This window comes from Thermoanaerobaculia bacterium (genome assembly GCA_018057705.1).
Lineage (GTDB): Bacteria > Acidobacteriota > Thermoanaerobaculia > Multivoradales > JAGPDF01 > JAGPDF01.
Map to the genome: position 1 here is coordinate 18204 of JAGPDF010000014.1, position 24372 is coordinate 42575.

Sequence of the window (24372 nt, forward strand, 5' to 3'; positions counted from 1 at the left end):
GCTTGCTGCTGGTCGTTCCGAAGATGGTCGAAGCCCGAGGACTGCTCATGCGCCCGAACGTCGTCTGCTGCACCCTGATGCTGGCCTTCGGCGGCGCCCTGGCGGGCCCGGCGGGCGCCGCCCCAACTCCCGATCCGGCCCCCGTGGCCGCGGCGATCCCTTCGACTTCGCCGGCTCCGGCGCCCTCGCCGGCTCCGGTTCCAGCGGCCCCCGCGCCGCCAGCGCCGCCGACAGCCAGCGAAACCGAAGAGGCGGAGCGCGAGCTGCTGCGCAAGTTCCTGGAGGAGGGCCCGGCGCTGCTGCTGCCGGCCGAGGAGCGCGCGCGCATTGCGGCGCTGCCGCTCGCCGGGGCGCTCGCCGAGGCGCGCGAGTTCCTGGCGCGGGACCCCCTGCCCGACACGCCCGAGAACGAGCTCGCGATCGGCCTCGATCGCCGGCAGCGCCTCGTCTGGAGCGAGAGTCTGTCGCTGCGCGATGCCCGCGGCCGGATGCTCTTCCTGCTCGGCGCACCTCGCGAGAGGCAGAAGATCGACTGCGGCGACACCTTCCATCCGCTCGAGATCTGGAGCTACGGCACGGTGGAGGCGCCGCGGCACGCCGTCCTCTATCGTCCGCGCGCCGACGGCTACTTCCTGCTCTGGCGGCCGACCGAGTCCAAACGGGCGCTCTACATGCCCGAGATGGAGTACTACCTCGAGCAGTGGGAAGAGCTCAAGGGCTTCGTTTCGGGCAAGCGCCCGGACCGGGTGATGTGCAAGTCGAGCGAGACCGTGGACGAGGTCACCGGCGTCACGGGACTTTTCGGCTTCAAACAGAATCGGCCGACCGACGCCATGATGGACGCCCTGGTCGCCCCGCCGGCCGAGCTCGCCCCGTGGGCGCGCGTGGCGGCGGCCACGAAGCTCGACCAGCTCGCCCCGGAGTTGGCGATCGAGTCGGCGCGCGTGACCTTTCCGGAGCGCCGCGACCAGCGCCTGCTCGCGCGGCTGCGCATCGTGCTGCCGGCCGGCGTCGGGCTGGCGGTCGCCGGCGACGAAAAGGCACCCGAGTCCCGACTCACCGTGGCCGGCCGGCTCGAGGTCGCGGGGGCGCCGTTCGAAGAGTTCCGCAACCGCTTCGTGCTGCCGCCGCCCGCGGCGACGACGCCGGTCGTGCTGGTCGCCGAGCGCCTGCTGCGCCCCGGCGGGCCCTACGTCGTGCAGCTCGAGCTGCGGGACGAAGTCTCCGGGCGGACCAGTTGGCTCTCGCTCGGCTTCACGGTTCCGAAGCAGGCCGTGCCCGAGCCCGAGTCGATTCCCGCTGGGGCCCAGGTGGTCGTCGGCAAGGAGACCGGAATCACCCGGATGGGCGGGCGCGACGCCCTCGTCCTCATGCCGCCGCTCGCCGATGTCGTCTTCGGGCTCTGGCGCGCCGAGGCGATCGTGGTCGGCGAGCGCATCCGCAAGGTCGCCTTCTACGTCAACGGCCAGCGCCAGCTGGTGCGCGCCGCCGCCCCCTGGACGGCCGAGCTCCGCCTGCCGAACATTCCGGCGGAGCTCGTCGTGCGGGCGGAGGGTCTGGACGAGAACGACGCCGTCGTCGTCGCCGACGAGGTCTTCCTCAACGAACCGCAGGGCGAGGCCAAGGTTCGCCTCCTCTCGCCGCCGCGCGGCAAGCGGGTCGTCGGCCCCACCGTGGCGCGCGCCGCGGTCATGGTGCCCGAGGGCAAGCGGGTCGAGTCGGTCGAGTTCCGCTTGAACGAGGAGGTGCTCGCGACCCTCACCCAGCCACCGTGGGAAACCTCGTTCGTCGCGCCGTCGGGCAGTGAGCCGGTCTATCTCACGGTCTCGGCGATCTACGTCGATGGCACGCGCGTCGAGGACTTCCGCGTCCTGAACGGCGGTTCGACGTTTCTCGAGCAGCTCGAGGTCGACCTGGTCGAGATCTTCGCCACCGCCTACGACAGGAACGGGGCGCTCAGCGAAAACCTGACCGAGAGCGATTTCGAGCTCTTCGACCGCGGCAAGCGGCAGAAGATCGAACGGTTCGAGCTCGTGAAGGACCTGCCGCTCGCCGTCGGTCTCGTGCTCGACACCTCCGGGTCGATGCGCGAGTCGATCGGCGAGGCGAAGCACGCCGCGAGCGACTTCCTGGCCGAAGTCGTGCGTCCGACCGACCGCTGTTTCGCGGTCGGTTTCTCGGATCGGCCGCGGCTGCTCATGCAGCTCACTCCCGACGTCCAGGCGGTGCAGATCGCCTTCCGCGAGCTGCCGGCGGTCGGCAACACGGCGCTCCACGACGCGATGGTCTTCGCGCTCTACCAGCTGCGGGGCGTCCGCGGCAGGAAGGCGATCGTCCTGCTCTCCGACGGCGACGACACTTCGAGCCTGGTCTCCTACGATGACGCTCTGGAGTTCGCCCGGCGCAGCGGCGCGGCGGTCTACGCCATCGGCCTCGATGTCGGCTCGACGAAGATGTCGATCCGCAACAAGCTCGAGAAGCTCGCCTCGGAAACCGGCGGGCGCTCCTACTTCGTCTCGAAGGCCGACGAGCTCGACGGCGTCTACAGCGAGATCTCGCGCGAGCTGCGCAGTCAGTACCTGCTCGCCTTCGCGCCGGACCCGCCGGGAACCGAGGGCGTCTTCTCGACGGTCGAAGTCAAGGCGAAGGGGGGCAAGCTGAAGACACGAGCCCCCCGGGGGTACTATCCATGACACCATGGCGGACGTGAAGAACCTCGTGCCCCCATCCGGATCCCACTCGGTGATCGCTGCCGCCCTGGCTCTTGCGGTGTTCCTCAGCCTGCCGGCCGGTCTCGCCGCCGCTGGAGCGCCCGAGGCGTTTCGCTTCGAGAAGCTCAACCGCGCCTACAGCGATTTCGTGGAGGAGTTGGCGCCGATCGGCGAGGAGGGGATGTCGATCCAACTGACCTCGCCGTCGCAAACGATGATCCTGCGCGATCACCGGATCCGGCTGAGCCCCCTCGGTCCCGCGAAGGACGGCGCCTTCTCCGGCGAGGTCGAGCTCGACATCCAGGGCAAGGGGGCGCTGATCGCCGATGTGGTCATGGGCCCGATCGTGCGCCAGTTGACCGACGAGATCGTCGTGCCGCCGCAGACCCTGCGGCTGGCCGGCAAGGTCCGCATTCGACGGGTCGCCGACGGCTACGAGATCACGCCCGATCAGCTGCCGTCGCGAATCGAAGTCGCGGTGCAGTCGCGCACCATCAACCAGATCCTGGCGCTCTGCGACCAGGCGGCCACGCTGTCGCTCGGTGCCGTCGACTGTTCGGGCCTCGATCGCGCCCTGACGAAGCCGGCGGTGCCGATTCCGGGCGGCGGCGCAGCGATCTTCCTCGGCGACGAGAACCTGAGCGGCGACGACCGCGTCCGGCTCGACGCTCTGCTTCCCCCGCCCGCCGCCGCGCCCTGAAGGTCAGGTCGTCGGCAGCGAGAGGCCGTGACGTGTCGCGGCCTCGACGATCGCCGAATGGAGCGGCACCTGGAAGAGGAACCGCTGGCGCATCGCCGGCGCGAGAAACCCGGTCTGGCGCATGAGCTCGCTGTAGCTGCGCTGCAGGGGAACGAGCGGTTCGCATCTGCGGGCTTTGCGCTCCTCGAGCCACAGGCCGCCCAGGTAGAGATGGTAGTCCGACAGTTCGCGCAGCGGTGCCGTGTCGAGCAGCGGACGCTCCGCGGCGAGGGTCTCGTAGGCGGTGAGAACGGTGTCGGCGCGGCCGCGCGCGATCTCCACCTCGATGCGATAGGCCAGGTCGGCGAGCAGGCTCGCGCCCTTACCGAGCTCGCGATGCAGGCGCGCCGCATCTTCGAGGTTGGCGAGCGCGGCGTCGTGGCGGCGCAGGCGAAGCTGAATGCGGCCCATCAACTGCTCGGCGTCGGCGCGCGCCTCCCCGGGCGGGACCAGACTGAGCGCGAAATGAGCCTTGCGGGCTTCGATCAGCGCCTGGTCGGGTTGGTCGAGCTGCAGGAGATTCTCGGCCACCGACAGGCGCGCGATCGCTTCGCCCACGGTGTCGTCGCGGCCTTCGCGCAGCGCGAGCGCCCGGCGCAGCATCGGCGCGGCGCCGGCAAAGTCTCCCAGCCGGCTCATTGCCTTGCCGACGCCGACCAGCGCGTAGGCCTCTTCGGCTTCGGACTTGTCCCGGGCGAGGATCTCGCGTGCCTCTTCGAAATAAGCGAGGCTGACGGGGAAGTTGCCCTGCGCCAGCGCCACGGCGCCCAACGCCGAGAGCGACGTCGTGACCTGGGTGCCCTTCTCGCGACGCACCGCCAGGGCTTGCAGATGCAGTGCCGTCGCGTCGTCGAGCCGGAACTCGTGAAAGGCGATGTTGCCGAGGAAGTAGCGGCAGTTCGCGGCCAGGCCTCTCCTGCCCTGGTGCTCGGCCACGGTGAGCGTCCTCGAGAAGAGCTCGCCGGCCTCGGTGGTCTTGCCCTGGCGGACGAGGACGCGCCCGAGCTCGAGCAGGAGCATCTCCTTGCGGCGCGGGTCGCCGCCCTTCTGACCCGCCAACGCCTGGCGGAGAACCCACTCCGCTTCGGTGTGGCGCCCGGCCATCTGGGCGAGCTCGGCGCGCAGGGCGGCGATGGCGAGGAAGCGCTGCGGGTTCTCCCGCGAGAGCTCGAAGCCGCGTTCGAGCGCCCCCGAGAGCTCGTTCAGCCGCCCCATCCGCCGGGCGAGCGGCAGCAGGATCCAGAGCAGGTCGATCTCGAGCTGCGTGTTGGCGGAGCCGTCCGCGGCATCGGAGCGATCGGAGGGTTCGGCGCGCTCGCGCAGCGCGGCGAGCTCATGGCGCAGCGCCGTGAAGAGCTGCTCGCGCGGGATCTTCGCTGCGGTCGCTGCGGCGCCGAGCAGCGCGCGGGCGCCGGGCTCGGTGCCGCGCAGCAGTTCGTAGGAGGCCCAGAGCTCGTCCACCGAGCTCGAACGCGCCGCCAGGAGCTCGCCCAGCACGCTGCGCAGAGTCGCCGCCGCATCGGGGCGCAGCGTGTCGGAGAAGGCCGTGCGTAGCGCCAGGGAAGCGAAGGTGAGTCCTTCGCCCCAGGGGCCGTCGGCGTCGACGATGAGGCCGGCTTCGCGAAAAGGCTCCTCCCACTGGCGCGGCGGACTCTCGCCGCCCAGGGCGAGCGCCGCCGACCGCAACTCTCCAGCCGGCACCGGGGCCTCGATCTGCGCCAGGAGGCGCAGCGGCAGCGCCGTTCCGAGTCGCATCGCCTCGGACTCGGCGTGGGCGAGAAAGCGCCGGCTCGGTTGAAAGCGGGTCTCGGTTCCTTCGCTGCCGCTGAAGAAGAACGAACCAAAGACCTGCCTCAGTCTCCGGTCGCGGACCAGGAAGTGCAGGGCCTCTTCGAGCGCGAACGGGTTCCCGCCGGCGCCGGTGGCGAGCGTCTCGGCGACCGCCTCGGGGAGCGAGAGCCCGCGGAAGAGCTGCGAAGCGCAGCGGCTCCAGGCTTCGCCGGCGAGCGCGTCCACCTCGATCTGCGGCGTGGTCGAGAGCTCCTCGGGCCAGGGCGTCGCCGGCCGGGCGAGCAGCAGCAGACGGATCTCGTCGCCGAGGCGCGGGTGCTTCTGCAGCTCTTCGATCTCCGACCAGATCTGCGGCGGAGCGGCATCCAGATGGTCGTAGACGATCCAGACCGGTCGCGCCGGCTCGGCGGCCAGTTCGCCGACCAGCGGCGCCAGCATCGAGCCGTTCTGCAGCCGGGCGAGCGCCGCGTTCCGCCAGACTGCCGGCTCGCCGCTGGCGCGCATGACCTCCCAGGCGAGGCGCGTCTTGCCGACGCCCAGGGGGCCCGTCAACCGGACGACCGGCTCGGCGAGCCGTTCCGAGAGCCGATCCTCGAGCTCCGGCCTGGGAACCCACTTCGCAGACCGCGAGAGGACCTCAGGGTTGCGCCAGGTGGGCATGGCGACGGCGCGCGGCTGCACGGCCGCGAGGGGGATCAGCCGCCCGCCGCCGAAGGAGAGATTGCCGGCCGGCTCAACCGTCCAGAAGGCCTCCAGGTGGTGCACGGCATGGGTCGTGAGCAGCACCCTGCCGGCTTCGATCGTCGGCCGCCGTTGGGCGATCTCCTCGAGGAGCGGCTCCTCGAGCAGGGTGACCAACTCGCCCACCGCCGCTGCGGCGGGCGTGATCAACACGCAGGCGGCGCTCGCGGGGCGGCCCTTGGGCGTGGCGTCGAGCACCGCTCGACCCAGCGCGACGGCGCGGTCGAAGATCGCGGCGTCGCCGGCGAGTGGCAGGACGAGCCACCGGTTCGGACCTGCCGGAAAGATGCCTTCGGCCCGGGCTGCGGCGGCTTCGAGGCGCGCCGTCGCCGCCGGGTCCTTCTCCGCCCAGAGATGCAGGAGCGCGGCCGGTAGCACTCGTTCGATCGGCTCTGGAGGCGGAAACGGGCGCATGGAGGGGGGCGGGTGCGGGATGGGAAGGTGCAAACGGGGGTCGGCGCTGCCTATGGTGTTGAATCTACTACTTCGCGGGCGAGGAGTGGGCACTTGCAGGTCGTCCCGGGGCGCCCTGAGACGGGGTGGCAGGGGGGAAACGGCCCCGATTTTGATATAAGGGTCCGTTCGGAGGGACGAAAACCATGGCATCACGCCGCCTGTTGAATCGGATCTACTACTTCACGGTCGAGGATGAGGGCATCCTCGGCGAGGCCTTTCCCAAGTTCGAGCAGCAGAGCTTCTGCCTCGCCTACAAGGTCCTGGGCACGGACGACGTCTTCGTGACCTCGTCCGAGACCAAGGAGGCGATGGACCGCCACGACGTGCCGTACAACCTCCTGGCGGAGGAGGAGGCGGGGAAGATCGCCCTGCTGCACACGCCCCAGTCGAAAGAAGAGCTGGCCGACCACGAGGACGCGCTGAAGGCGCTGATCCTCGCCCATCGGTCGATCGCCGCGGCCTGTGTCGGCGTCAACGGGGACCTCGACCTCGGGTTCAACCTCTCGACCGGCGCCCAGGACTTCACCTACTTCACGGCTCCAGCCGGGCACACCTTCATCTTCAGGCTCTTCGGCGACCGCAAGGAGGCCGTGCAGTTCATGAAGAAGCGCGGTGCCGACAAGAAGAGCGTGGAATGGGCGGAGACCCTCCCGCTCGCCTCCGCCAAGGAGTTGCAGAGCTATCACTGAGCCGACCTACTCCGTCTCCCAGCTGGGCAGGGAGATCAAGGATCTTCTGGCCGAGGCCTTCGCGTCGGTGTGGGTGGTCGGCGAGATCCAGCGCCTCCGGCCGAGCGCCGCCGGGCACCAGTACTTCGATCTCGTCGAGAAGGGCGAGGGCGGGGCGCGCGACCAGGTGGTCGGCGTAATCTCGGCGGTGATCTGGAAGGGCGAGTTTCTGCGCCTTCGCCCCGTGCTCGAGCGCGCCGGCGAGTGCCTCGCGGACGGGCTGCGCATCCGTTGCCGGGTGAGCGTCGACTTCTACCCCCCGGGAGGCCGTCTGCAGGTCCAGATCCGGGAGATCGACCCGACGTTCACGCTGGGCGACCTGGCGTTGCGCCGGCAGGAGACCCTGCAGGCCCTCGCCGCGGCCGGTCTGCTCGAGCGCAACCGGTCCCTCCCGCTGCCTGCCCTGCCGCTCGCGATCGCCCTTGTGACCTCGGCCGGAAGCGCCGCCTACCACGACTTCCTCGCCACCCTGAAGGAGAGCGGCTACGCTTTCCGGGTCTTCGCCGTGCACTCCGCCGTGCAGGGGGCGGAGGCCGAGCGTTCGTTGCCGACGGCGCTGGCGCTCGCCGCCGCCACCGACTGCGACTGCATCGTGCTCATTCGCGGCGGCGGGTCGAAGAGCGATCTCGCCGTTTTCGACAGCCAGGCCGTGGCCGAAGCGGTGGCGCGCGCGGCGAAGCCGGTCTGGACCGGCCTCGGCCACGAGATCGACGAATCGGTCGCCGACCTGGTGGCGCATCAGTCCTTCAAGACGCCGACCAAGGTCGCCGAAGAGCTCGTCGCCCGGATCGCCAATTCCGAAATCGCCGTCGCCCGGCTGCGCGAACAGCTGACGCGTCAGGCGCGGCTCGCCATCGCCGAGGCCGGCGGCCGTCTGGCGCGTGCCGAGCGCCGCGCGGTGGCCGCCCGGGTGCGGCTGGCCCAGGTTTCCCTGCGACTCGCCGCGCTCGCTGAAGGCCTGCGGCGCGTCGCAGTGCATCGCCTGCGCTCCGCCGACCAGCAGCTGGCGGGCTGGGCGCGGCTGGTGGGCGAGCTCGCGCCCGCGCGCACGCTGCGCCGCGGTTTCAGTATCACGCGCGATCCGGCCGGCGTGGTGCTCCGCGACCCGGCCGCCGTCGCGCCCGGGACGGCGATCGAGACCGAGCTCGCCGGGGGTCCGCTGTGCAGCAGGGTCGAGACCGCAAGCCGCCCGCCATCCGGCGCGCTGCCGGTCGGGGAGAAGCGATGAGCCAGAAGAAGACGGAGCGTGAGAGCGGCCCGGAAGTCGGGGCGGAGGCCGAGCCGGGATTCACGGTCGCGATGCGTGAGCTCGAGACGATCCTGCACCGAATCGAAGGAGACGAGCTCGACATCGACCGGCTTGCCGAGGAGCTGAAGCGCGCCACAACGCTGCTCGAGCTCTGCCGCGGCAAGATCCGCCGCGCCGAGCTCGAAGTCACCGAGATCGTGCAGAAACTCGAACAGACCTGAGGGCAGGCGGCGCCTCAGCCGTGAACGGTCGGGGCGACGCCGGCGTGTGCGGCGAGCTCGCGGTCGAGCTCGAGCCAGGCGGCGAAACGCTCGACGAGTGCGGCTTCGTCGACGTCCCGGCCGGCGAGGCGATAGAACAGCTCCCAGTGGCGCTTCTCGGCCGGCCCCAGATCGGCGAGCAGGCGCGCGACTTCCGGGTCGCTCTCGTGCACGATCTCGAGCAACCGGGTGAATCGTTCGCAGCTGCGGGCCTCGACGATCGCCCCGAAGAGGAGTCGATCGACCTTGGTCCAGGGCCCCTGTCGGGGCTCGATCCGGGCGCGCAGAGCCTGCACCCAGCGGTTGGTGCGCCGGCCGCCGGTCGGCAGCTGGCGACGGTTCAGAATGGCCACGACGCGCCGGAAGTGCTGGATCTCCTCGGCGGCGAGGTTGGCCGCCGCCTCGACGAGCTCGAAGTCGTCCGGATACCAGCCGGCGAGCGCCAGGGCGTACTGCGCCACCTGCTGTTCGCAGACGGCGTGGTCGGCGAGGAAGACCGGGAGGTTGGCGGCGGCGAGGCGGGCCCAGTCCGGAGAGGTCGCCACCAGCAGCGGGAGGTCGCGCGCCACCTCGTCGTAGCTGACCCTCGGAACGGGGCGCAAATCAGTTCTTTCTGGCCGCATCGACTTCGAAGGCGACCGGCCTCATCGGCTTGGCGTCCGGGCGCGCGACGCCATCCTCACGCAGGTCCTCGCGGATCAGGAGCTCGAGGAAGAGCTCCCGCACACCGGTCCGGCCGCGCTGTTTGAAGACCCGGCGAATCTCGCGCGGCGTCACCGCGATGCCGGTCATGGCACGCAGGTACTGGCTGAACACCCGGGGCCGCGAAGCGAAGCTCACCACGAGCAGAAGCAGCAGGACCACGGCGCAGCCGAGCAGGATGAAGGTCGGATTCCAGAGCATGAGTCATTGCATCCTAACGCTTTCCCGCGCCCGCGAAGGGACGCCCCCCTGGCCCACGCGGGATCGACCGGGGCAGCCGGTGGCGGCGCTGGCAGCGGTGCCAGGTGCGGCCGCGGGGCGTGCCGTGGCTTCGGTGCCTGCGAGCGAACGCCTCGACGGGGTAGCATCGCGCCGATGAACGGCCTCTCGACCGAGCAGCTGCGCCGCTACGCCCGGCATCTTTCGCTCCCCGAGGTCGGCGTCGCCGGCCAGGAGAGGTTGGCGGCGGGGAGCGTCCTCATCGTCGGGATGGGAGGCCTGGGCTCTCCGGCTGCGCTCTACCTCGCGGCGGCGGGAGTCGGGCGGCTGGGCCTGGTCGATTTCGACGTCGTCGACCGTTCGAACCTGCAGCGCCAGATTCTCTACTCGGAGTCCGATGTCGGGCGGGGCAAGCTCGAGGCTGCGGCCGAGAGGTTGCAGGCTGCCAATCCCGGAGTCGTGCTCGACCTGCACGGCACCCGCCTCGACCGGACGAACGCCAGCGGGTTGGTGGCCGGCTACGACGTGGTGGTCGACGGTACCGACAACTTTCCGACGCGCTATCTGGTGCACGACGCCTGCTATTTCGGCGGCCGGCCCTACGTCTACGGCTCGATCTTCCGCTTCGAGGGTCAGGCTTCGGTCTTCGCGCGCGGCCGCGGACCCTGCTACCGCTGTCTGTTCCCGGAGCCGCCGCCGCCCGGCTCCGTGCCGTCGTGCGCCGAGGCCGGGGTTTTGGGCGTGCTGCCCGGCATCATCGGATCGATCCAGGCCAACGAAGCCCTCAAACTGCTGCTCGGCGCCGGCGAGCCGCTGCTCGGCCGCCTGCTGCTGTTCGACGCCTTGGGCATGCGCTTCCGCGAGCTCGCGCTCCGCCGCGATGCCCGCTGCCCGCTGTGCGGCGACCAGCCGACGCAGCACGAGCTGGTCGAGTACGACGACGCCTGCGCGCTGCCGGCGGCGGACCCGCCAGCTGGCGGCAGCGAGAGCGCTTTCGAGATCGCAGCGACCGAAGTCGCGCGGCGGCGCGCCGCGGGCGAGAGGTTCACCCTGCTCGACGTGCGGCTCGAACACGAGCTGCGTCTGGCGCGGCTTCCCGACATTCTCTGGATCCCGCTGCACGAGCTGCCGCAGCGTCTGGGCGAGGTCCCGCGTGACCGCCCGGTCTACGCCCTCTGTCACAGCGGAATCCGCTCGGCCGCGGCCACGACACTGTTGCGCGAGCAGGGTTTCGCCGCGGCCCGCAACCTCGCCGGCGGTATCGACGCCTGGAGCCGCGAGGTCGACTCCAGCCTGCCGCGCTACTGAGCGGGGCTTTTCCACCACCGGCTCCTGCTTCGTCCAGACCCCGGACGGACTCCAGGAGTCAGACCCGGACGAGCGCGCAACCGCGCCGCCGCGGAATGACCTAAGTCAAGCAGCTACAGTTCTTTAGGCCGCTCCTCCTGGATCGGGATGGATTGGCAGCGGGCTTGCGATAGTGCCTGGCATGACCCAGGCAACCGCCCTTCACGCAGCCGCCGCTCCGCTACCGAACGTTCTGGTCGTCGACGACGATCAGGCGACCCGGGAGCTTCTGGCGACGGTACTCTCCCGTAGCGGTTGCCGGGTCACTTGTGCCGAAGAGCTCGAGGAGGCGGCCGCCATCCTCGAGTACCGCGACTACGACGCACTCTGTGTCGACCTCGACCTGCGCGGCCTCTCCGGCCTCGAAGGACTCGAGCTGGTCGGGCAGGCGCACCACCGCTGGCCCCAGCTCAACATCGTGGTCCAGACCGGCAACGGCGACCCCGAGGTTCATCGCGCCTGCTTCCGCTTCGGCGCGCGTTCCGTCTTCGTCAAGGGCCGCCCGATCGTCGAGTTCCTGCACCTGATCCAACCACAGAAGGAGGAGGTCGCGTCATGTTGAAGTCGCTGATGGAGCGTGTCATCGAGCCCGGAGCGATCACGGCGTTGTTCCAGCCGATCGTACGCATCCTCGAGGGCGACTCGAAGATCGTCGCCGTCGAGGGCCTGGCGCGCGGACCGAGGGGTTCGACGCTCGAGGCGCCCGACATTCTCTTCGAGTTCGCCCGGCGCAAGAACGAAGAGTCGGTCGTCGATCGGGCCGCGATCTCGTCCATCCTGCGCGAGGCGCGAAAGCTCCCCTCCGACCTCGCCCTGCACCTGAACGTCCACGCTTCGACGCTCGGTCGCGACGGGCGTTTCGTCGATTTCCTGATCAAGACCAGCTCGAGCCTCGGGATCGAGCTCAAGCGCCTCACGCTCGAGATCGTCGAGCACTCGAACTTCGTGGAGGAGGACAACTTCCTCGCCGCGCTCGCCGAGCTGCGCGCCGCCGGATGCAGTGTCGCCCTCGACGACGTCGGAATCGGTACCTCGAACTTCCGCATGATGCTGATCACGCGTCCGACGATGCTGAAGATCGACCGCTATCTGGTCACCGGCATCGCGAACGACACCTACCAGCAGGCGACGATGCGCGCCATTCGCCTGCTCGCCGATCAGGTGCACGCCGACCTGGTGGCCGAGGGTGTCGAGACCGAAGAGGACCTCAAGGCACTGCGCACCCTCGGCATCGAGTTCGCCCAGGGCTACCTGTTCTCGCGCCCGCGCGCCGCCGAAGACCTGATGGCGACCCTTCTGCGACCGCTCCAGGCGGTGGCCCCTGCGGCCGCGATCCCGGCGAGCGCTCCGCGCGCCGCGGCGTGGTCCAGCCATGGCGGCCTCTCTCTGGTGGCGCAGGCGAGCTGAGCCCGATCTCGAATTCCTCATGAAAGACCGCACCGACGGGAGCCGACAATGATCGAAAGTCTCTGGGCGCGCCGCAGCAAGACCTCCGAATCCTCCAGCGAGAGTCGACAACGAAGATCTGGCGCGGCGCAGAAAGTCCGGCCCGGACAGGGCCGCAAGGAGCCGGCGGACCCGACGGCCTGCCTCCAGGCGATGTTCGCCTCCCGCAACCTCCTGGTCGCGATCAAGGATCTCGACGGGCGCTACCTCGAGGTCAACGAAGCCTACGCCGGCGCCCTGGGGCTCGACCCGGTGGCGGTACGTGGCCGGCTCGATCGCGACCTGCTCACTCCGGACGTCGCCGGCGAGATGGCCCAGCGCGAGCGTCTGGCGATGCGCGGCGTGGCGCTCAAGCCCGGTCTCGAGGCGTTTGCCGCCGACGCTCCCGTCTACCTGGTCGAGCGTCTGCCGATTCTCGACAGCCGGGGCGGGCTGGCTGCCGTCTGCCTGATCGCGATGGCATCTCCGGTGGTGATCGGGGATGCCGCAGTGGTGGAGAGGATGCCTGCCGTGGAGGCAGAAGCCCCATCCGGGCCGCTTCCCGGCAACCCGCCGTCACCCGAAGGCTGCGCAGCGGAGACGCCGCCGCCCGGCGGCTGGCTAAGGGTCTCCTCGGCTTCGAACCAGCTGGAGTGGGATGCTGCCCTCTACCGGTCGCTCCTGTCCCTGTTCTGCCAGCGCTACGAAGGCTTCGGCGTGCGGCTCGCCGAGCGCCTCGCCGCGGGCGAGATCGGAGATCTGGCGAAGGACCTCGGCCGGCTCGCCTCGGGAGCGCGCAACCTCGGCGCGATTCCTCTCGCCGGACTCGCGGCCGGGCTGCTGGCGATCGTCGAACGGGGCGAGATCGAAACCCTCGCCGGGCAACTCGGCCAGTTTCGCCGCGCTCTCGACGCGACGATCCTCGTCATCGAGTGCCGGATCCGCTCGACCGCCGAGCCTTTCGAGTGGCCGGCGGCCAGGGAGGCCGCCAGCGGAAACGGGGCGTTCAGCGCGACGACCCTGGTGTCCGCGCTCGCGGTCGCCTGACGGCGCTCAGGCGGGAGCGGCCGCCGACTCTGGGGTCGGCAGCTCGATCCAGAAGGTCGAACCGCCGGCGCCCGAGTCGAAGCCGATCGTGCCACCGTGAGCCTCCACCGCCAGACGGCAGAAGGGAAGGCCCAGGCCGACCGCGCGCCGATGCGGGCCGCGGTCGCCGGCGCGGGTGGCGTACTTCTCGAACACCCGCGGTCGAAAGTCGTCGGGAATGGCCGAGCCGGTGTCGTGTACCTCGAGTCGCGCGCGGGCGCCATGCGTCGAAGCGACGATGCGCACCTTGGCGTCGTCCTCGGAGTTGCGCAGCGCGTTGGCAACCAGGTTGGCGATGACGCGGCGCAGAACCTCGCTGTCGGCATGCACGACGATGCGTCCTGGCGTTGCCGTTTCGAGGACCAGCCGGCGGACGCTCGCCGGGCCGAGTGAAGCGAGCGCCAGGTCGAGGATGGCACGCAGGTCCCGGTCGGCGAGCTGAAGCGGGAGCTTGCCCGACTCCAGGCGATCGGTGTCGAGCATCGCGTCGACCAGGCGAACCAGGCTGCGGGCGCCGTCGAGCGCCTGTGCCACGTAGTCGCGATGGTCCTCGCCGAGCCGGTCGCCGTCGAGATCGAGAAGTTCGAGGTAGCCGCTCACGGCCATGAGAGGCGACCGCATGTCGTGGGCCACCATGTGCACGAGGTCGTGCCGGAAGTGCTCGACCTCGTGCAGTCGCGCGAGGTTCGCGTCGAGCTCGCGCAGGTGCAGCTCGGCCGCCCGGCGCAGGCGCTCGATCTCGAGGTGGGTTGCGACACGCACCCGAACCTCCTCGAGGAAGAACGGCTTGGTCACGTAGTCGACGCCGCCGGCGGCGAAGGCCTTCATCTTGCCTTCGATGTCGCCGAGGCCGGACAGGAAAATGACCGGGGTGGAGGCGAACCGCTCTTGCTCCTTCAGCCGGCGGCAGGTCTCGTAGCCGTCGATGCCCGGCATGTCGATGTCGAGGAGCACCAGGTCGGGAGGACGCAGGTTCGCCGCGGCAATCGCCTCGAGGCCGCCCGCCGCCTCCTCGACCTCGAAGCCCGCTTCCTGCAGCGCGCGGGCGAGCATCTTCCGGTGGGCGGGCTCGTCGTCGACGACGAGCAGGCGGTTACCGGCCGCGGGGGGTTCGTTCACAGGGGCTCCGAAGCGGACTCTTCGCGCTCGCTGCGGTAGTCCGTAGGTCGCAACCCCCAGGATTTCAGGCGCTGGTAGAGCGTGCTGCGCGGAATCCCGAGCCGGTCCGCGGCGCGATCGACCTGGCCGTTCTCGAGCCGCAGGATCTGCTCGACGTAGCGCCGCTCGACCTCATCGAGCGATCCCTGGTAGATCTCTCCCGCGGATCGTGCCTCCGGTCGGGTGCCGGACCGGCGCTCGAGGGTCAGCTGGCCGGCCTCGATCTTCCCGGTGCGGGCGAGGAGCAGCGCCCGTTCGAGAACGTTGTGGAGCTCCCGGATGTTCCCCGGCCAATCGTAGCGGCGCAACTCATCGACGGCGCCTGGGGCGAGCTTGAGGTGCTTTCCGGTCTCGAAGCCGAGACGGTCGAGAATCGACTCGGCAAGCGCGGGAATGTCCTCCGGACGCTGGCGCAGCGGGGGCAGGTGGAGCGTGAGCGTATTGATCCGGTAGTAGAGGTCGGCGCGAAAGCGCTTGTCGGCGACCGCCTCGGCGAGATTCATGTTGCTGGCCGCCACCAGACGGATGTCGACGCGCCGCTCGACGACCTCGCCGAGGCGGCGAAAACGCTTCTCCTCGACGACCTTGAGGATCTTCGGTTGCAGGGTGACTTCCGTATCGCCGATCTCGTCGAGAAAGAACGTTCCGCGGTCGGCGGTCTCGAAGAGGCCGGGCTTGGCGGCGAGCGCGCCGGTGAAGGCGCCTTTGGCGTGGCCGAAGAGCTCGCTGTCCAGGAGCTCGCGCGACAGGCCGGCGCAGTTCAGGTCGACGAAGGCCTGTTTGGCCCGGGGGCTGTTGGCGTGCAGCCATCGCGCCAGGAGGCCTTTTCCCGTTCCGGTCTCGCCCTGCAGCAGCACCGGACTCTCGGCGCCGGCGACGGTCTTCGCCTCGCGCTCGAGGTTGCGAATCAAGGCCGACTCGCCGAGGAAGGGCTCCGGTTCGTAGCGTGCGCGACGCACTTCGCCGGCGCGATCCCGGCGCACGAAGAGCCGCTGCTCGATGAGCCGCCGCACCATCGTGCGCAACGCCGCGAGCTCGATCGGCTTGGTCAGGAACTGCTCGGCACCGGCCTTGATCGAGGCCACCGCGACGTCGATCTCGCGATGCCCCGTCAGCACGAGGACGGGAACATCGGGCGCCCCCTCCTTGAGGTAGGGAAGCAGGTCGAGAGCGGTGCCGTCGGGGAGCTCGTAATCGAGGAGAACGATCTCGGGCCGGAAGTCGACGAAAACAGCTCGCGCGGCGGCCAGGCTCGAGGCGTCCTGGACTTCGCAATGGTCCGCCTCGAGCAGATGCCGCAACTGCGAGCGGATCATCGGATCGTCATCGACGACGAGAATGCGGGAACCTTCCATGCGCCGGCCAGTGTAGCGCAGCCCGGACCGCATCCCTCGCCGCGCCCTCGCGGGCGCCGCTCCGGGAACTTTCCCGGGCTTCCCGTCGTATCCTTGGCAGATCGGGCGCCGGAGCACCTCTCATCCGGACGCTTTCTCTTCGAGGATGGTGCAGATCATGAAGCAACGAAGCAACCCGCCGCGACCCGCCGGACGCCCAAGCTCCATCGCGATTCTGACGCTGTTTCTGCTGGTGATCGGCGTGCCGGTTCTGGGCGCCTCCGGGCAGAAGGCCGAGGTGCCGGTAGCCGAGTTCACCCTCGCCAATGGCATGAAGTTCCTGGTCGTCACCCGGCCGGCGCAGGCCACCGTCATGGGCGGCTGGGTGGCGCACGTCGGCTCGGCCAACGAGCGCCCGGGCATCACCGGCGTCGCCCACTTCTTCGAGCACATGATGTTCAAGGGCAGCCGCGTCATCGGGACCCGGGACGCAATGCGCGATCAGGAGATCATCGCGGACCAGGAGAGGCTCCAGGAGCAGATCCGCACCGAGTACTCCCGCCAGCGGGAGCGCTACCGCAAGGGCGAGATCGACGATCCGTTCTCCCCCGCGAACCGGACGCCCGAGCTCGAGAAGCTCGAGGCCGAGTTCCAGAAGCTGGTCGAAGAGCAGCGTGGCCTGATGGTGAAGGACGAGTTCGACAAGATCTACACCGAGGCCGGGGCGTCGGGCATGAATGCGACCACCAACTCGGATTCGACGATCTACTTCATCACCGTGCCGGCCAACAAGATCGAGCTCTGGTTCTGGATGGAGTCCGAACGCCTCCTGCAGCCGGTCTTCCGCGAGTTCTACTCCGAGCGCGACGTCGTCCAGGAGGAGCGCCGGATGCGCGTCGAGTCCACCCCGACCGGGCGCTTCGACGAGCAGCTGAACGCGATGTTCTGGACCGCGCATCCCTACAAGTGGGATGCGATCGGCTGGATGTCCGACCTGAAGACGCTGTCGATGGCCGACGCGCAGGACTTCTTCAGCACCTACTACGCCCCCGGCAACCTCACCGCGGCGCTGGTCGGCAACATCACGGTGGACGAGGCGAAGGCGCTGGCCGAGAAGTACTTCGGCCGGATTCCGCCTTCGGCGAGACCGGTGCCCGACATCGTGACGCTCGAAGAGCGGCAGCTCGCCGAAAAGCGCATGAACGCCGAGTGCGACTGCCAGCCGCAGGTCTCGGTGCAGTTCCACACCGTGCCCTTCGAGCACAAGGACCAGTACGCGCTCGACGTCGTGCAGAGCCTGCTCAACGGCCAGACCGGGCGCCTGCGCAAGAGCCTCGTGCTCGACCGTCAGATCGCGTCGTCGGCCTCCGCCGGGCAGCAGTCCCTGCGCTGGAACGGTTCGTTCTACCTCCAGGCGGAGACCAAGGGGGAGTCGACGCCGGCCATCCTCGAGGCGGCGCTCTCGGCGGAGCTCGCGAGGCTCCAGAACGAGCCGGTGCCTGCCGACGAGCTCGCCAAGGTCAAGAACCAGATCGTCGCCGAGTCGTACCGCAACCTGGAGAGTCCGTTCTATCTCCTGTTGCAGCTGCTCTTCTACGACGGCTGGGGAAACTGGAAGTATCTGAACCAGTGGTCCGAGAAGACGCTCGCGGTGACCGCCGAGGATGTGCAGCGGGTCGCGAAGCAGTACTTCACCACCGAGAACCGCACGGTCGCCTCCTACCAGCGCAAGGCCGGCACCGCGGCCGAGGAGATCCCCGCGGAGCTCGCCGGACTGCCGCCCGAGATGCAGCAGCAGGTGCTCTCGCAGCTCCGCCAGATCCGCCAGATCGAGGATCCGGCGATGCTCGAGCAGCTTCTCGCCGGCGTCGAGCAGCAGGCGGGGCAGGTCCCGCCCGAGGTCAAGCCGGCGCTCGACGCGATCGTCGAAGCGGCGCGGGAACAGCTCGAAAAACTGAAGAGCCGCGCCAGCGCGGGAGGTGGACGATGAGAATCATGCACCCGATCGCAGGGGTCGCAGGCGCGGCCGCACTCACCGTGGCGTTCGCCCTTCCCTTTCCGGCCCTGGCTGAGGCCAGCGGGATTCCGGCGCGTCCCGAGCAGCTCTCCTACAAGCCGTTCGTTTTCGACGCGCCCGACGGCGACAAGTACCGGCACGAGCTGCCGGGAGGCGTCGTGGCCTACGTGGTCGAGGACCACGCCCTGCCGCTGGTCAAGCTCCAGGCCACCTTCCGCACCGGCGCCTTCCGTGAAGGAGCGAACGAGACCGGTTTGGCTGCGATGACCGCCGCGATGATGCGTCAGGGCGGCACCGCGAAGCTCACCCCCGAGGAGTTCGACCAGAAGGCCGACTTCCTCGCCGCGATGGTCTCGAGCTCCGCCGGGCCGACTTCGGCGACGGCGGCGCTCGACGTCATCACGCCGGCCCTGGGCGAGGGACTCGACCTCTTCTTCGACATGCTGCGCAATCCGCGCTTCGACGCCGCGCGGCTCGACGTCCAGAAGAGCACCGCGCTCGAGGAGATGAAGCAGAGAAACGACGACGCCGAGGACATCGCAGGCCGCGAGTGGAGCTTCCTCACCCGCGGCGAGACGCATTACTCGTCGCGCCGCATGACGCAAAGCAGTCTCGAGGCGATCTCGCGCGAGAAGCTGATCGAGTTCCATCGCCGGACCTGGGGGCCGGAGCACCTCGTTCTCGCTGTTTCCGGCGACGTCGACACGGCGAAGATTCTCGGCGAGCTCCGCAAACGGCTTGCCGGCTGGAAGTCCGGAGACCCGAACGCCCCCTGGCCGCCTGCCGGACCGGGGGTCACCCCGCCGTCCGGGCTGTTCCATGTCGAGAAGGATATTCCGCAGGGCAAGGTGACGATCGGCGAGCTCGGCATCCAGTGGAAGAGCTACTCCGATCCGGAGCCCTATGCCCTCATGGTGATGAACGACATCCTCGGCGGCGGCGGCTTCACCGCCCGGCTCATGAAGCGGGTGCGCTCGGACGAAGGGCTGGCCTACGGCGTCTATTCGCAGTTCGGCATCGGTACCTTCTGGCCCGGGCTGTTCGAGATCGGCTTCGCTTCGAAGAACCCCACCGTCGCCCTGGCGACCCGGATCGTGCTCGAGGAGGTGGACAAGATCCGCACCGGAACGGTGTCGGAAGAGGAGCTCAGGGTCTCGAAGAGCTCGTTCATCGACACCTTCCCCCGCACCTTCGAGTCGCCGGCGGCCACCGCCCGGACGTTCGCCAACGACGAGGTGATCGGCCGCCCACACAGCTACTGGACCGACTACCGTCGGCAGATCGAAGCGGTGACGGCCGGCAATGTGCGCGCGGCGGCGGCGAAGCACCTGGATCCCGCGCAGCTCGCCATGCTGGTGGTCGGAAAGTGGAGCGAGATCGAGCCGGGCGACGCCGATGGGCGGGCGAAGATGGCGGAGCTCTTCGACGGCAAGGTGACGCACCTGCCACTGCGCGACCCGCTGACGCTGGTGCCACTCGCCAAGTGAGGCCGTGTCGCTGCCGGCGCCCGCCCGAAGGCGTCCTGCCGCCCGCGTCCTGGCGTTTCTGACGGCGCTGGCCGCAGGTGCGCCGGCTGGGGGCGCGCCCGACCGCCTCGCGGCCTCCTGGTTCTCCGGGGCTTCGGCGGCGTCGGCGGCGTCGGCGGAGGGCCCGGAGGTCACCCAGAACGACCCGCCGCTCGGCCGGGCCGTCGTGCCTCCGGTACCGCTGCTGGCGCGGTCTCCCGATCCACTCCGCCTCGCAGAGGCGCGGGCGATTCTCGCCGGCTCGTCCGCAGCGGGCGGAGTGGCCGGGGGGAGCGCCGGGGGCGTCGGGCGCAGCGTTGGCGATCCCTATCTGGGCGGATATCTCTTTCTGAGCGATCTCGAGGAGCCCGCGCTGGTCGAGCGCGCCGGGCGACTCGTGGAGGCCCTCGAAGCGCTCTACTTCGAACGCTTCGGCCGCCGTCCCGTCGGGGTACCCGGCGAGGCGATCGTGATCTTCTCCGCCGAGGCGGACTACCGGGAGTTTCAGGCCGGAGATTCCCGGCTGGCCGGGCTGGCCGGTTCGACAGGGTTGGCGGCGCGGGGGATCGTGGCGACCTACCGCGGCGGGCGCTCCGATGACGAGCTCCTCGGCACCCTGGTGCACGAGCTCGCTCACCTGCTCAACCGGCGGGCCCTTGGACCGTCTCTGCCTTCCTGGCTGGACGAGGGGATCTGCGACGACCTGGGAGCGAGCCGGATCACCCTCGACGGCCGTCTTCTGCCGGGAACCTGGTCGCGCAACCTCGACCCGCGCCCCGGGGAGGTCCGCATCTCCGGCGGCGAGGCGGCGCTGCGCAACCTCGCCGCCGTTTACGGGCCCGATGGCAGCGCACGGGGGCGTCTCGACCTGGGCGCGATCCTGGCCCTGGAGTGGGAGGAGTTCGTCGCTCCACAGGGAGCCGAGATCCACTATGCCGCAGCGGCGGCCTTCATTCGCATGCTGCTCGCCGCGCCGGCGAGGAGTGCGGTGTTTCGCGGCTGGCTCGCTCAGGTTTCCGAGGGCGGCTCGCCGGCCGCGGAGGCGCTTCGCGCGGCGCTCGACCGGCCCTGGGAGGAGCTCGACCACGACCTTGCGCTCTGGACGCGCGGCGAGCTCGCCCGCCTGCCGCCGCTCGGCCCCTGAACCTCGCCGATCCGAGCGGGCGACGCCTGCGTGGCCTTCGAGGGCCGACCGCCGGGTCAACGGGTGACATTTTTCGGCAGAGACCGAAGGGGACGGCGGTCGCAAGAAGGAGAATTTTTGCCAGTCGCGGAGTGCCGTGGGCAGGCACCGGCTGTGTGCGACGCGCGTCCCGAGCCCCTCGGCCGTGTGGCGCGAAAGGTGCAAGAGTCTCAGGCGCGTGATTCCGCGGTCCTCTCCTCCGTCTTCCCTGGAGCTCTTCGACGTTCTGGGCGACCTGCTGATCGCCGTGCAGGAGCCCGGCCTCTGGCCGGTGGCGCTGTCGCGCATCGCCGGCATCCTGGGCTGCCAGCAGGTGATGATCCTGCGCGGAGACGGTCCGCGCCGGGCCGTCCTCGCCACCAACAGCCTCGATCCGGTGGCGATCCGCCGCCTCGCCGGGCGGCGCAGCGACCTCGATGCCACCTGGCCGGCCTGTCCGCCCGAGTATCGCGAGTTCGCGCTGCCGGGGGAGGGGCGCCTGTCCCTGCTGCTCGATCGCTCGGACCTCGACAGCGAAACGATGCCGATCGTCGAGAAGATCGCTCCCCTCCTCGGCCGCGCCTGGCGCCTCACCGACGCGCTGGCGGCCTCCGAGCGCCAGCAGGCCTGGAGCTCGCGGGTGCTCGAGCCGCTCGCCACCGGCACGCTCATCCTCGGGCGCGACGGCACGGTCCTGCAGACGAACGCCGCCGCGCGTGCCAAGCTCGCGGCGCAGAGTGAGCTCAAGATCGACGCCGGCCGGCTGCGCGGCGCGAGCCAGGCGCTGGATCGCATGCTCGCGGCCTTGCTCGCTGCAGGCAACCCGTTGGACGAACGCCGTGTGGCGACGGAGTCGATCCTGATCTCCCGCGGCGGAGACGGCGCGCTCGAAGCGCTGGTCATCGCTTCGCCGCGTTTCGCCGACTCCATGCCGACGGCGGTCGCGGTGATCCTGCTGTTCGATCCCCATGCCGACGGCGAAGATCCGGCGGTGGCTCTCGCGGCGCGCTACGATCTGTCGTTCGAGCAGACCCAGGTCGTCGGGCACCTGCTGCGCGGGCGGAGCATCCCGGAGGTTGCGACCGAGCTGGGGGTGCCCACGGCGGTGATCTCCTCCTGTCTCGGCGGGATCTACCAGCAGGTCGGCACCACCCGCCAGGTCGAGCTCGTCAAGCTCCTGCTCGCCGGTCCAACCCGGCTGCCTGCGGCCTGAGCTCTTGCGGTTCAGCCCGCGCCGGGCTCCGGCGGGCGCGGCGCGAGCGGCTCGATCTCCCGCCAGCCCGTAGTGCCATCGGCGTAGATCTCGCGCTTCCAGATCGGGGCTTCGGATTTCACCCGCTCGAGCGCCGCACGGATCGCGCCGAGCGCGCCGTCGCGTCGCGGCGACGCCGCGACGATGGCGATCGCTGCCTCGCCGACCGCGAGCTCGCCAAGCCGGTGGCGGAGGACGACGCGGAGGTCCGGCGTCGCCCTCTCGAGCTCGTGCACGATCCGCTGCAGCACGCGCTCGGCCATGGTGGGGTAGGCGCTGTAGTCGATTGCGACCACTTGCCGGCCGTCGTTGTGGTTGCGCACCGTGCCGAGAAAGACCGCCTGCGCGCCACAGGCCGGATCGGCGACCGCGGCGAGGAGCGGCGCGAGGTCGAGCGGCGCGCGGGTGAGGAAGCGTCCTTCAGGCGGTGCCGCAGGCACACCGGGTGACGCGGGGAGCTCGGGAATCGCCGGCATCTCGGGCTGCCTCAGCCACCGGAGACCGGCGGCAGCAGGGCGATCTCGGCGCCGGGGGTGAGCTCGCGGTCGCCCGCGACGATCTCCCCGTCGACGGCGATGGCGAGCCGCGGCAGGAGCGCTGCGAGCCCCGCGTGGCGCGCCAGAAGCGCGCGGCGCAGATCGCCCAAGCGGGCGCCCGGAGGGAGATCGAGAAAGCTCTCGGCGGCGCCCAGAGCGTCGCTGGCCGAGGCGAAGGCGAGGATCCGGAGGCGCATCGAAATCATGGTAGCACCCGGGCCCGGAGGGCGCCGCATCGGATAGATTCCGGAGGCAATTTCGCTACGCCCCAAGGAGGCCTCGTTGACGGTTCTGGAATCGGAGCTCAAGCAGGACGATCTGTTCGCGAGCCGGCGTGCTCACTGGCTCACCGAGCTCGAGAGACTCGCCGCTGACGAGGCGGCGCTGCGCAACGGCGGCGGTCCGAAGGCGCAGGCCCGCCAGCGCGAGCAGAACAAGTACACGGCCCGGGAGCGGGTCGCAGCACTCTGTGATCCGCAGAGCCCCTTCCTCGAGATCGGCCTCTGGGCGGCCTACGGCATGTATGCGGAGTGGGGTGGGGCGCCCGGCGGCGGCGTCGTTGCCGGGGTCGGCCGGATTCACGGTCGCGATGTCCTGGTCGTCGCCGATGACGCCACGGTGAAGGCCGGCGCGAAGTTCCCGCTCGGCATCAAGAAGGTGTTGCGCGCGCAGGAGATCGCGCTCGAGAACCGCCTCCCCGTGATCTACCTCGTCGACTCCGCCGGAGTCTTCCTGCCGATGCAGGACGAGATCTTCCCTGACCGCGAGCACTACGGGCGGATCTTCTACAACAACGCCCGGCTCTCGGCGGCCGGCGTCTTCCAGATGGCGGCGATCGTCGGCTCCTGTGTCGCCGGGGGCGCCTATCTGCCGATCATGAGCGACGAGACCCATATCGTCGAGGGCACCGGCTCGATCTTCCTCGCCGGCTCGCATCTGGTGGCCGCGGCGATCGGCGAACGCATCGAGAACGAGGCCCTGGGCGGCGCTGTCGTGCAGGCCGACATCTCGGGGGTCGTCGACCATCGTCACCCCGACGAGGCCGCCTGCTTCGCGAAGCTCCGTTCGCAGTTCGAACAGTTGGCCAGGGGCGAGCGGGCGCCGTTCGCGCGGCGGGCGCTGCGGGCGCCGCTCCACGACCCGGAGGAGCTCCTCGGCATCCTGCCGGTCGAGCGCACGCGGCCGTACGACGCCCACGAGCTCCTCGCCCGGCTCCTCGACGGCTCGGAGTTCGACGAGTTCAAGGAGACCTACGGCCGGACGCTGGTCTGCGGCACCGGCTGGATCGGCGGGCACGCGGTCGGCATCGTCGCCAACCAGCGTTCGGTGGTGGACCGGCGGACCGGCCTCGAGCCGCGCGACAAGGAGCTCCAGATCGGCGGCGTGATCTACAGCGACTCGGCCGACAAGGGGGCGCGTTTCGTCGAGTTGTGCAACCAGAAGAAGATCCCGCTGCTGTTCCTGCAGGACGTCACCGGGTTCATGGTCGGCTCGCGCTCGGAGCGCGGCGGCATCATCAAGGACGGCGCCAAGATGGTGAACGCGGTGGCGAACTCCGTGGTGCCGAAGATCACGATCTTCGTCGGCAACAGCTACGGCGCCGGCAACTACGCGATGTGCGGCAAGGCCTACGGCGCGCGTTTCCTCTTTGCCTGGCCGTCGGCGTCGATCGCTGTGATGGGCGGCGAACAGGCGTCGAAGACCCTGCTTTCGATCCAGCTCAAAAATCGCGGCGAAGAGGTCTCGGAAGAGGAGAAAAAAGAGCGTCTCGCCGACATCCAGAAGCGCTACGCCGACGCCATGAACCCGCGCTACGCCGCGGCCCGCCTCTGGGTGGACGGCATCATCGATCCCCGCCAGACCCGCGAGGTCGTCGCCCACGCCCTCGAAGCCTGCGCCAACAACCCGGAGGTTCCCGAGTTCAAGACCGGCGTCCTGCAGACCTGAGGGTCGT

The 24372-nt window shown here is 70.0% G+C and carries 21 protein-coding genes; 14 read left to right on the forward strand and 7 right to left on the reverse strand.

Features of this window, described 5'->3' with window-relative positions:
* Positions 1 to 47 precede the first annotated feature (47 nt).
* Complete coding sequence (locus KBI44_06570) at positions 48 to 2693, forward strand: VWA domain-containing protein (protein MBP9144128.1); 2646 nt, start codon at positions 48 to 50, stop codon at positions 2691 to 2693.
* Positions 2694 to 2697: 4 nt separating this feature from the next.
* On the forward strand, positions 2698 to 3411 hold the full coding sequence (locus KBI44_06575; GenBank protein MBP9144129.1) for a hypothetical protein: 714 nt from the start codon (positions 2698 to 2700) through the stop codon (positions 3409 to 3411).
* 3 nt (positions 3412 to 3414) lie between these two features.
* On the opposite strand, the gene KBI44_06580 is transcribed toward KBI44_06575, so the two are convergent.
* Complete coding sequence (locus KBI44_06580; protein ID MBP9144130.1) at positions 3415 to 6360, reverse strand: tetratricopeptide repeat protein; 2946 nt, start codon at positions 6358 to 6360, stop codon at positions 3415 to 3417.
* Positions 6361 to 6581: 221 nt separating this feature from the next.
* Between KBI44_06580 and KBI44_06585 the strand changes: the two genes are divergently transcribed.
* From KBI44_06585 to xseB, 3 genes are read left to right on the forward strand one after another with little or no spacing between them, the layout of a single operon-like run.
* Complete coding sequence (locus KBI44_06585) at positions 6582 to 7127, forward strand: hypothetical protein (GenBank protein ID MBP9144131.1); 546 nt, start codon at positions 6582 to 6584, stop codon at positions 7125 to 7127.
* The gene (gene xseA / locus KBI44_06590; protein MBP9144132.1) at positions 7051 to 8394 is read left to right on the forward strand and encodes an exodeoxyribonuclease VII large subunit; all 1344 of its coding nucleotides are present in this window, start codon (positions 7051 to 7053) and stop codon (positions 8392 to 8394) included. The genes KBI44_06585 and xseA overlap by 77 nt, the downstream gene beginning before the upstream one ends.
* The gene (xseB, locus tag KBI44_06595) at positions 8391 to 8636 is read left to right on the forward strand and encodes an exodeoxyribonuclease VII small subunit (GenBank protein MBP9144133.1); all 246 of its coding nucleotides are present in this window, start codon (positions 8391 to 8393) and stop codon (positions 8634 to 8636) included. The genes xseA and xseB overlap by 4 nt, the downstream gene beginning before the upstream one ends.
* 14 nt (positions 8637 to 8650) lie before the next feature.
* Here xseB and KBI44_06600 read toward each other — a convergent pair whose 3' ends face one another.
* Both KBI44_06600 and KBI44_06605 read right to left on the reverse strand, forming a co-directional pair.
* Entirely contained in the window at positions 8651 to 9277 is a 627-nt protein-coding gene (locus tag KBI44_06600) for a hypothetical protein (protein ID MBP9144134.1), read from the reverse strand.
* A 1-nt stretch (position 9278) separates the two neighbouring features.
* Positions 9279 to 9578 (reverse strand): hypothetical protein, encoded by a 300-nt coding sequence (locus tag KBI44_06605; protein MBP9144135.1) that lies wholly within the window; start codon positions 9576 to 9578, stop codon positions 9279 to 9281.
* A gap of 174 nt (positions 9579 to 9752) precedes the next feature.
* On the opposite strand from KBI44_06605, the gene moeB reads away from it, so the two are divergent.
* From moeB to KBI44_06625, 4 genes are all read left to right on the forward strand, one after another.
* Complete coding sequence (gene moeB / locus KBI44_06610) at positions 9753 to 10904, forward strand: molybdopterin-synthase adenylyltransferase MoeB (protein ID MBP9144136.1); 1152 nt, start codon at positions 9753 to 9755, stop codon at positions 10902 to 10904.
* Positions 10905 to 11085: 181 nt separating this feature from the next.
* Positions 11086 to 11505, forward strand: coding sequence for a response regulator (locus KBI44_06615; GenBank protein MBP9144137.1), 420 nt, complete (start codon positions 11086 to 11088; stop codon positions 11503 to 11505).
* On the forward strand, positions 11499 to 12350 hold the full coding sequence (locus KBI44_06620; GenBank protein MBP9144138.1) for an EAL domain-containing protein: 852 nt from the start codon (positions 11499 to 11501) through the stop codon (positions 12348 to 12350). Before KBI44_06615 ends, KBI44_06620 begins: the two co-directional genes overlap by 7 nt.
* Before the next feature lie 48 nt (positions 12351 to 12398).
* On the forward strand, positions 12399 to 13415 hold the full coding sequence (locus KBI44_06625) for a PAS domain-containing protein (GenBank protein MBP9144139.1): 1017 nt from the start codon (positions 12399 to 12401) through the stop codon (positions 13413 to 13415).
* Positions 13416 to 13421: 6 nt separating this feature from the next.
* Here the strand turns inward: KBI44_06625 and KBI44_06630 are convergent, their stop codons facing one another.
* Positions 13422 to 14573, reverse strand: a complete 1152-nt coding sequence (locus tag KBI44_06630) for a response regulator (protein MBP9144140.1) — start codon at positions 14571 to 14573, stop codon at positions 13422 to 13424.
* The gene (locus tag KBI44_06635; protein MBP9144141.1) at positions 14570 to 15967 is read right to left on the reverse strand and encodes a sigma-54-dependent Fis family transcriptional regulator; all 1398 of its coding nucleotides are present in this window, start codon (positions 15965 to 15967) and stop codon (positions 14570 to 14572) included. The genes KBI44_06630 and KBI44_06635 overlap by 4 nt, the downstream gene beginning before the upstream one ends.
* 157 nt (positions 15968 to 16124) lie before the next feature.
* Here KBI44_06635 and KBI44_06640 point away from each other — a divergent pair, with 157 nt between their 5' ends.
* The 4 genes from KBI44_06640 (at position 16125) to KBI44_06655 (ending at position 21843) form a co-directional block, all read left to right on the forward strand.
* Positions 16125 to 17936 (forward strand): insulinase family protein, encoded by a 1812-nt coding sequence (locus KBI44_06640; GenBank protein MBP9144142.1) that lies wholly within the window; start codon positions 16125 to 16127, stop codon positions 17934 to 17936.
* Entirely contained in the window at positions 17933 to 19450 is a 1518-nt protein-coding gene (locus KBI44_06645) for an insulinase family protein (protein ID MBP9144143.1), read from the forward strand. The genes KBI44_06640 and KBI44_06645 overlap by 4 nt, the downstream gene beginning before the upstream one ends.
* Positions 19451 to 19454: 4 nt before the next feature.
* Positions 19455 to 20612 (forward strand): hypothetical protein, encoded by a 1158-nt coding sequence (locus KBI44_06650; GenBank protein MBP9144144.1) that lies wholly within the window; start codon positions 19455 to 19457, stop codon positions 20610 to 20612.
* Positions 20613 to 20829: 217 nt separating this feature from the next.
* Complete coding sequence (locus KBI44_06655) at positions 20830 to 21843, forward strand: hypothetical protein (GenBank protein MBP9144145.1); 1014 nt, start codon at positions 20830 to 20832, stop codon at positions 21841 to 21843.
* Between the two features lie 11 nt (positions 21844 to 21854).
* On the opposite strand, the gene KBI44_06660 is transcribed toward KBI44_06655, so the two are convergent.
* Together KBI44_06660 and KBI44_06665 are read right to left on the reverse strand one after the other, a co-directional pair.
* Complete coding sequence (locus tag KBI44_06660) at positions 21855 to 22358, reverse strand: molybdenum cofactor biosynthesis protein MoaE (protein ID MBP9144146.1); 504 nt, start codon at positions 22356 to 22358, stop codon at positions 21855 to 21857.
* An 11-nt stretch (positions 22359 to 22369) separates the two neighbouring features.
* Positions 22370 to 22624 carry a MoaD/ThiS family protein gene (locus KBI44_06665; protein MBP9144147.1) on the reverse strand — a complete coding sequence of 85 codons (255 nt, stop codon included), beginning with the start codon at positions 22622 to 22624 and terminating at the stop codon, positions 22370 to 22372.
* A 76-nt stretch (positions 22625 to 22700) separates the two neighbouring features.
* Between KBI44_06665 and KBI44_06670 the strand changes: the two genes are divergently transcribed.
* Positions 22701 to 24365 (forward strand): acyl-CoA carboxylase subunit beta, encoded by a 1665-nt coding sequence (locus tag KBI44_06670; protein ID MBP9144148.1) that lies wholly within the window; start codon positions 22701 to 22703, stop codon positions 24363 to 24365.
* The last annotated feature ends 7 nt before the right edge of the window (positions 24366 to 24372 follow it).

Excerpts from the sequence above, each read along its gene's own strand:
- KBI44_06570 (MBP9144128.1), top strand. The coding sequence starts at position 48 with ATGCGCCCGAACGTCGTCTGCTGCACCCTGATGCTGGCCTTCGGCGGC.
- KBI44_06575 (MBP9144129.1), top strand. The coding sequence starts at position 2,698 with ATGGCGGACGTGAAGAACCTCGTGCCCCCATCCGGATCCCACTCGGTG.
- KBI44_06585 (MBP9144131.1), top strand. The coding sequence starts at position 6,582 with ATGGCATCACGCCGCCTGTTGAATCGGATCTACTACTTCACGGTCGAG.
- xseB (MBP9144133.1), top strand. The coding sequence starts at position 8,391 with ATGAGCCAGAAGAAGACGGAGCGTGAGAGCGGCCCGGAAGTCGGGGCG.
- KBI44_06605 (MBP9144135.1), bottom strand. The coding sequence starts at position 9,578 with ATGCTCTGGAATCCGACCTTCATCCTGCTCGGCTGCGCCGTGGTCCTG.
- moeB (MBP9144136.1), top strand. The coding sequence starts at position 9,753 with ATGAACGGCCTCTCGACCGAGCAGCTGCGCCGCTACGCCCGGCATCTT.
- KBI44_06615 (MBP9144137.1), top strand. The coding sequence starts at position 11,086 with ATGACCCAGGCAACCGCCCTTCACGCAGCCGCCGCTCCGCTACCGAAC.
- KBI44_06620 (MBP9144138.1), top strand. The coding sequence starts at position 11,499 with ATGTTGAAGTCGCTGATGGAGCGTGTCATCGAGCCCGGAGCGATCACG.
- KBI44_06625 (MBP9144139.1), top strand. The coding sequence starts at position 12,399 with ATGATCGAAAGTCTCTGGGCGCGCCGCAGCAAGACCTCCGAATCCTCC.
- KBI44_06635 (MBP9144141.1), bottom strand. The coding sequence starts at position 15,967 with ATGGAAGGTTCCCGCATTCTCGTCGTCGATGACGATCCGATGATCCGC.
- KBI44_06640 (MBP9144142.1), top strand. The coding sequence starts at position 16,125 with ATGAAGCAACGAAGCAACCCGCCGCGACCCGCCGGACGCCCAAGCTCC.
- KBI44_06645 (MBP9144143.1), top strand. The coding sequence starts at position 17,933 with ATGAGAATCATGCACCCGATCGCAGGGGTCGCAGGCGCGGCCGCACTC.
- KBI44_06660 (MBP9144146.1), bottom strand. The coding sequence starts at position 22,358 with ATGCCGGCGATTCCCGAGCTCCCCGCGTCACCCGGTGTGCCTGCGGCA.
- KBI44_06665 (MBP9144147.1), bottom strand. The coding sequence starts at position 22,624 with ATGATTTCGATGCGCCTCCGGATCCTCGCCTTCGCCTCGGCCAGCGAC.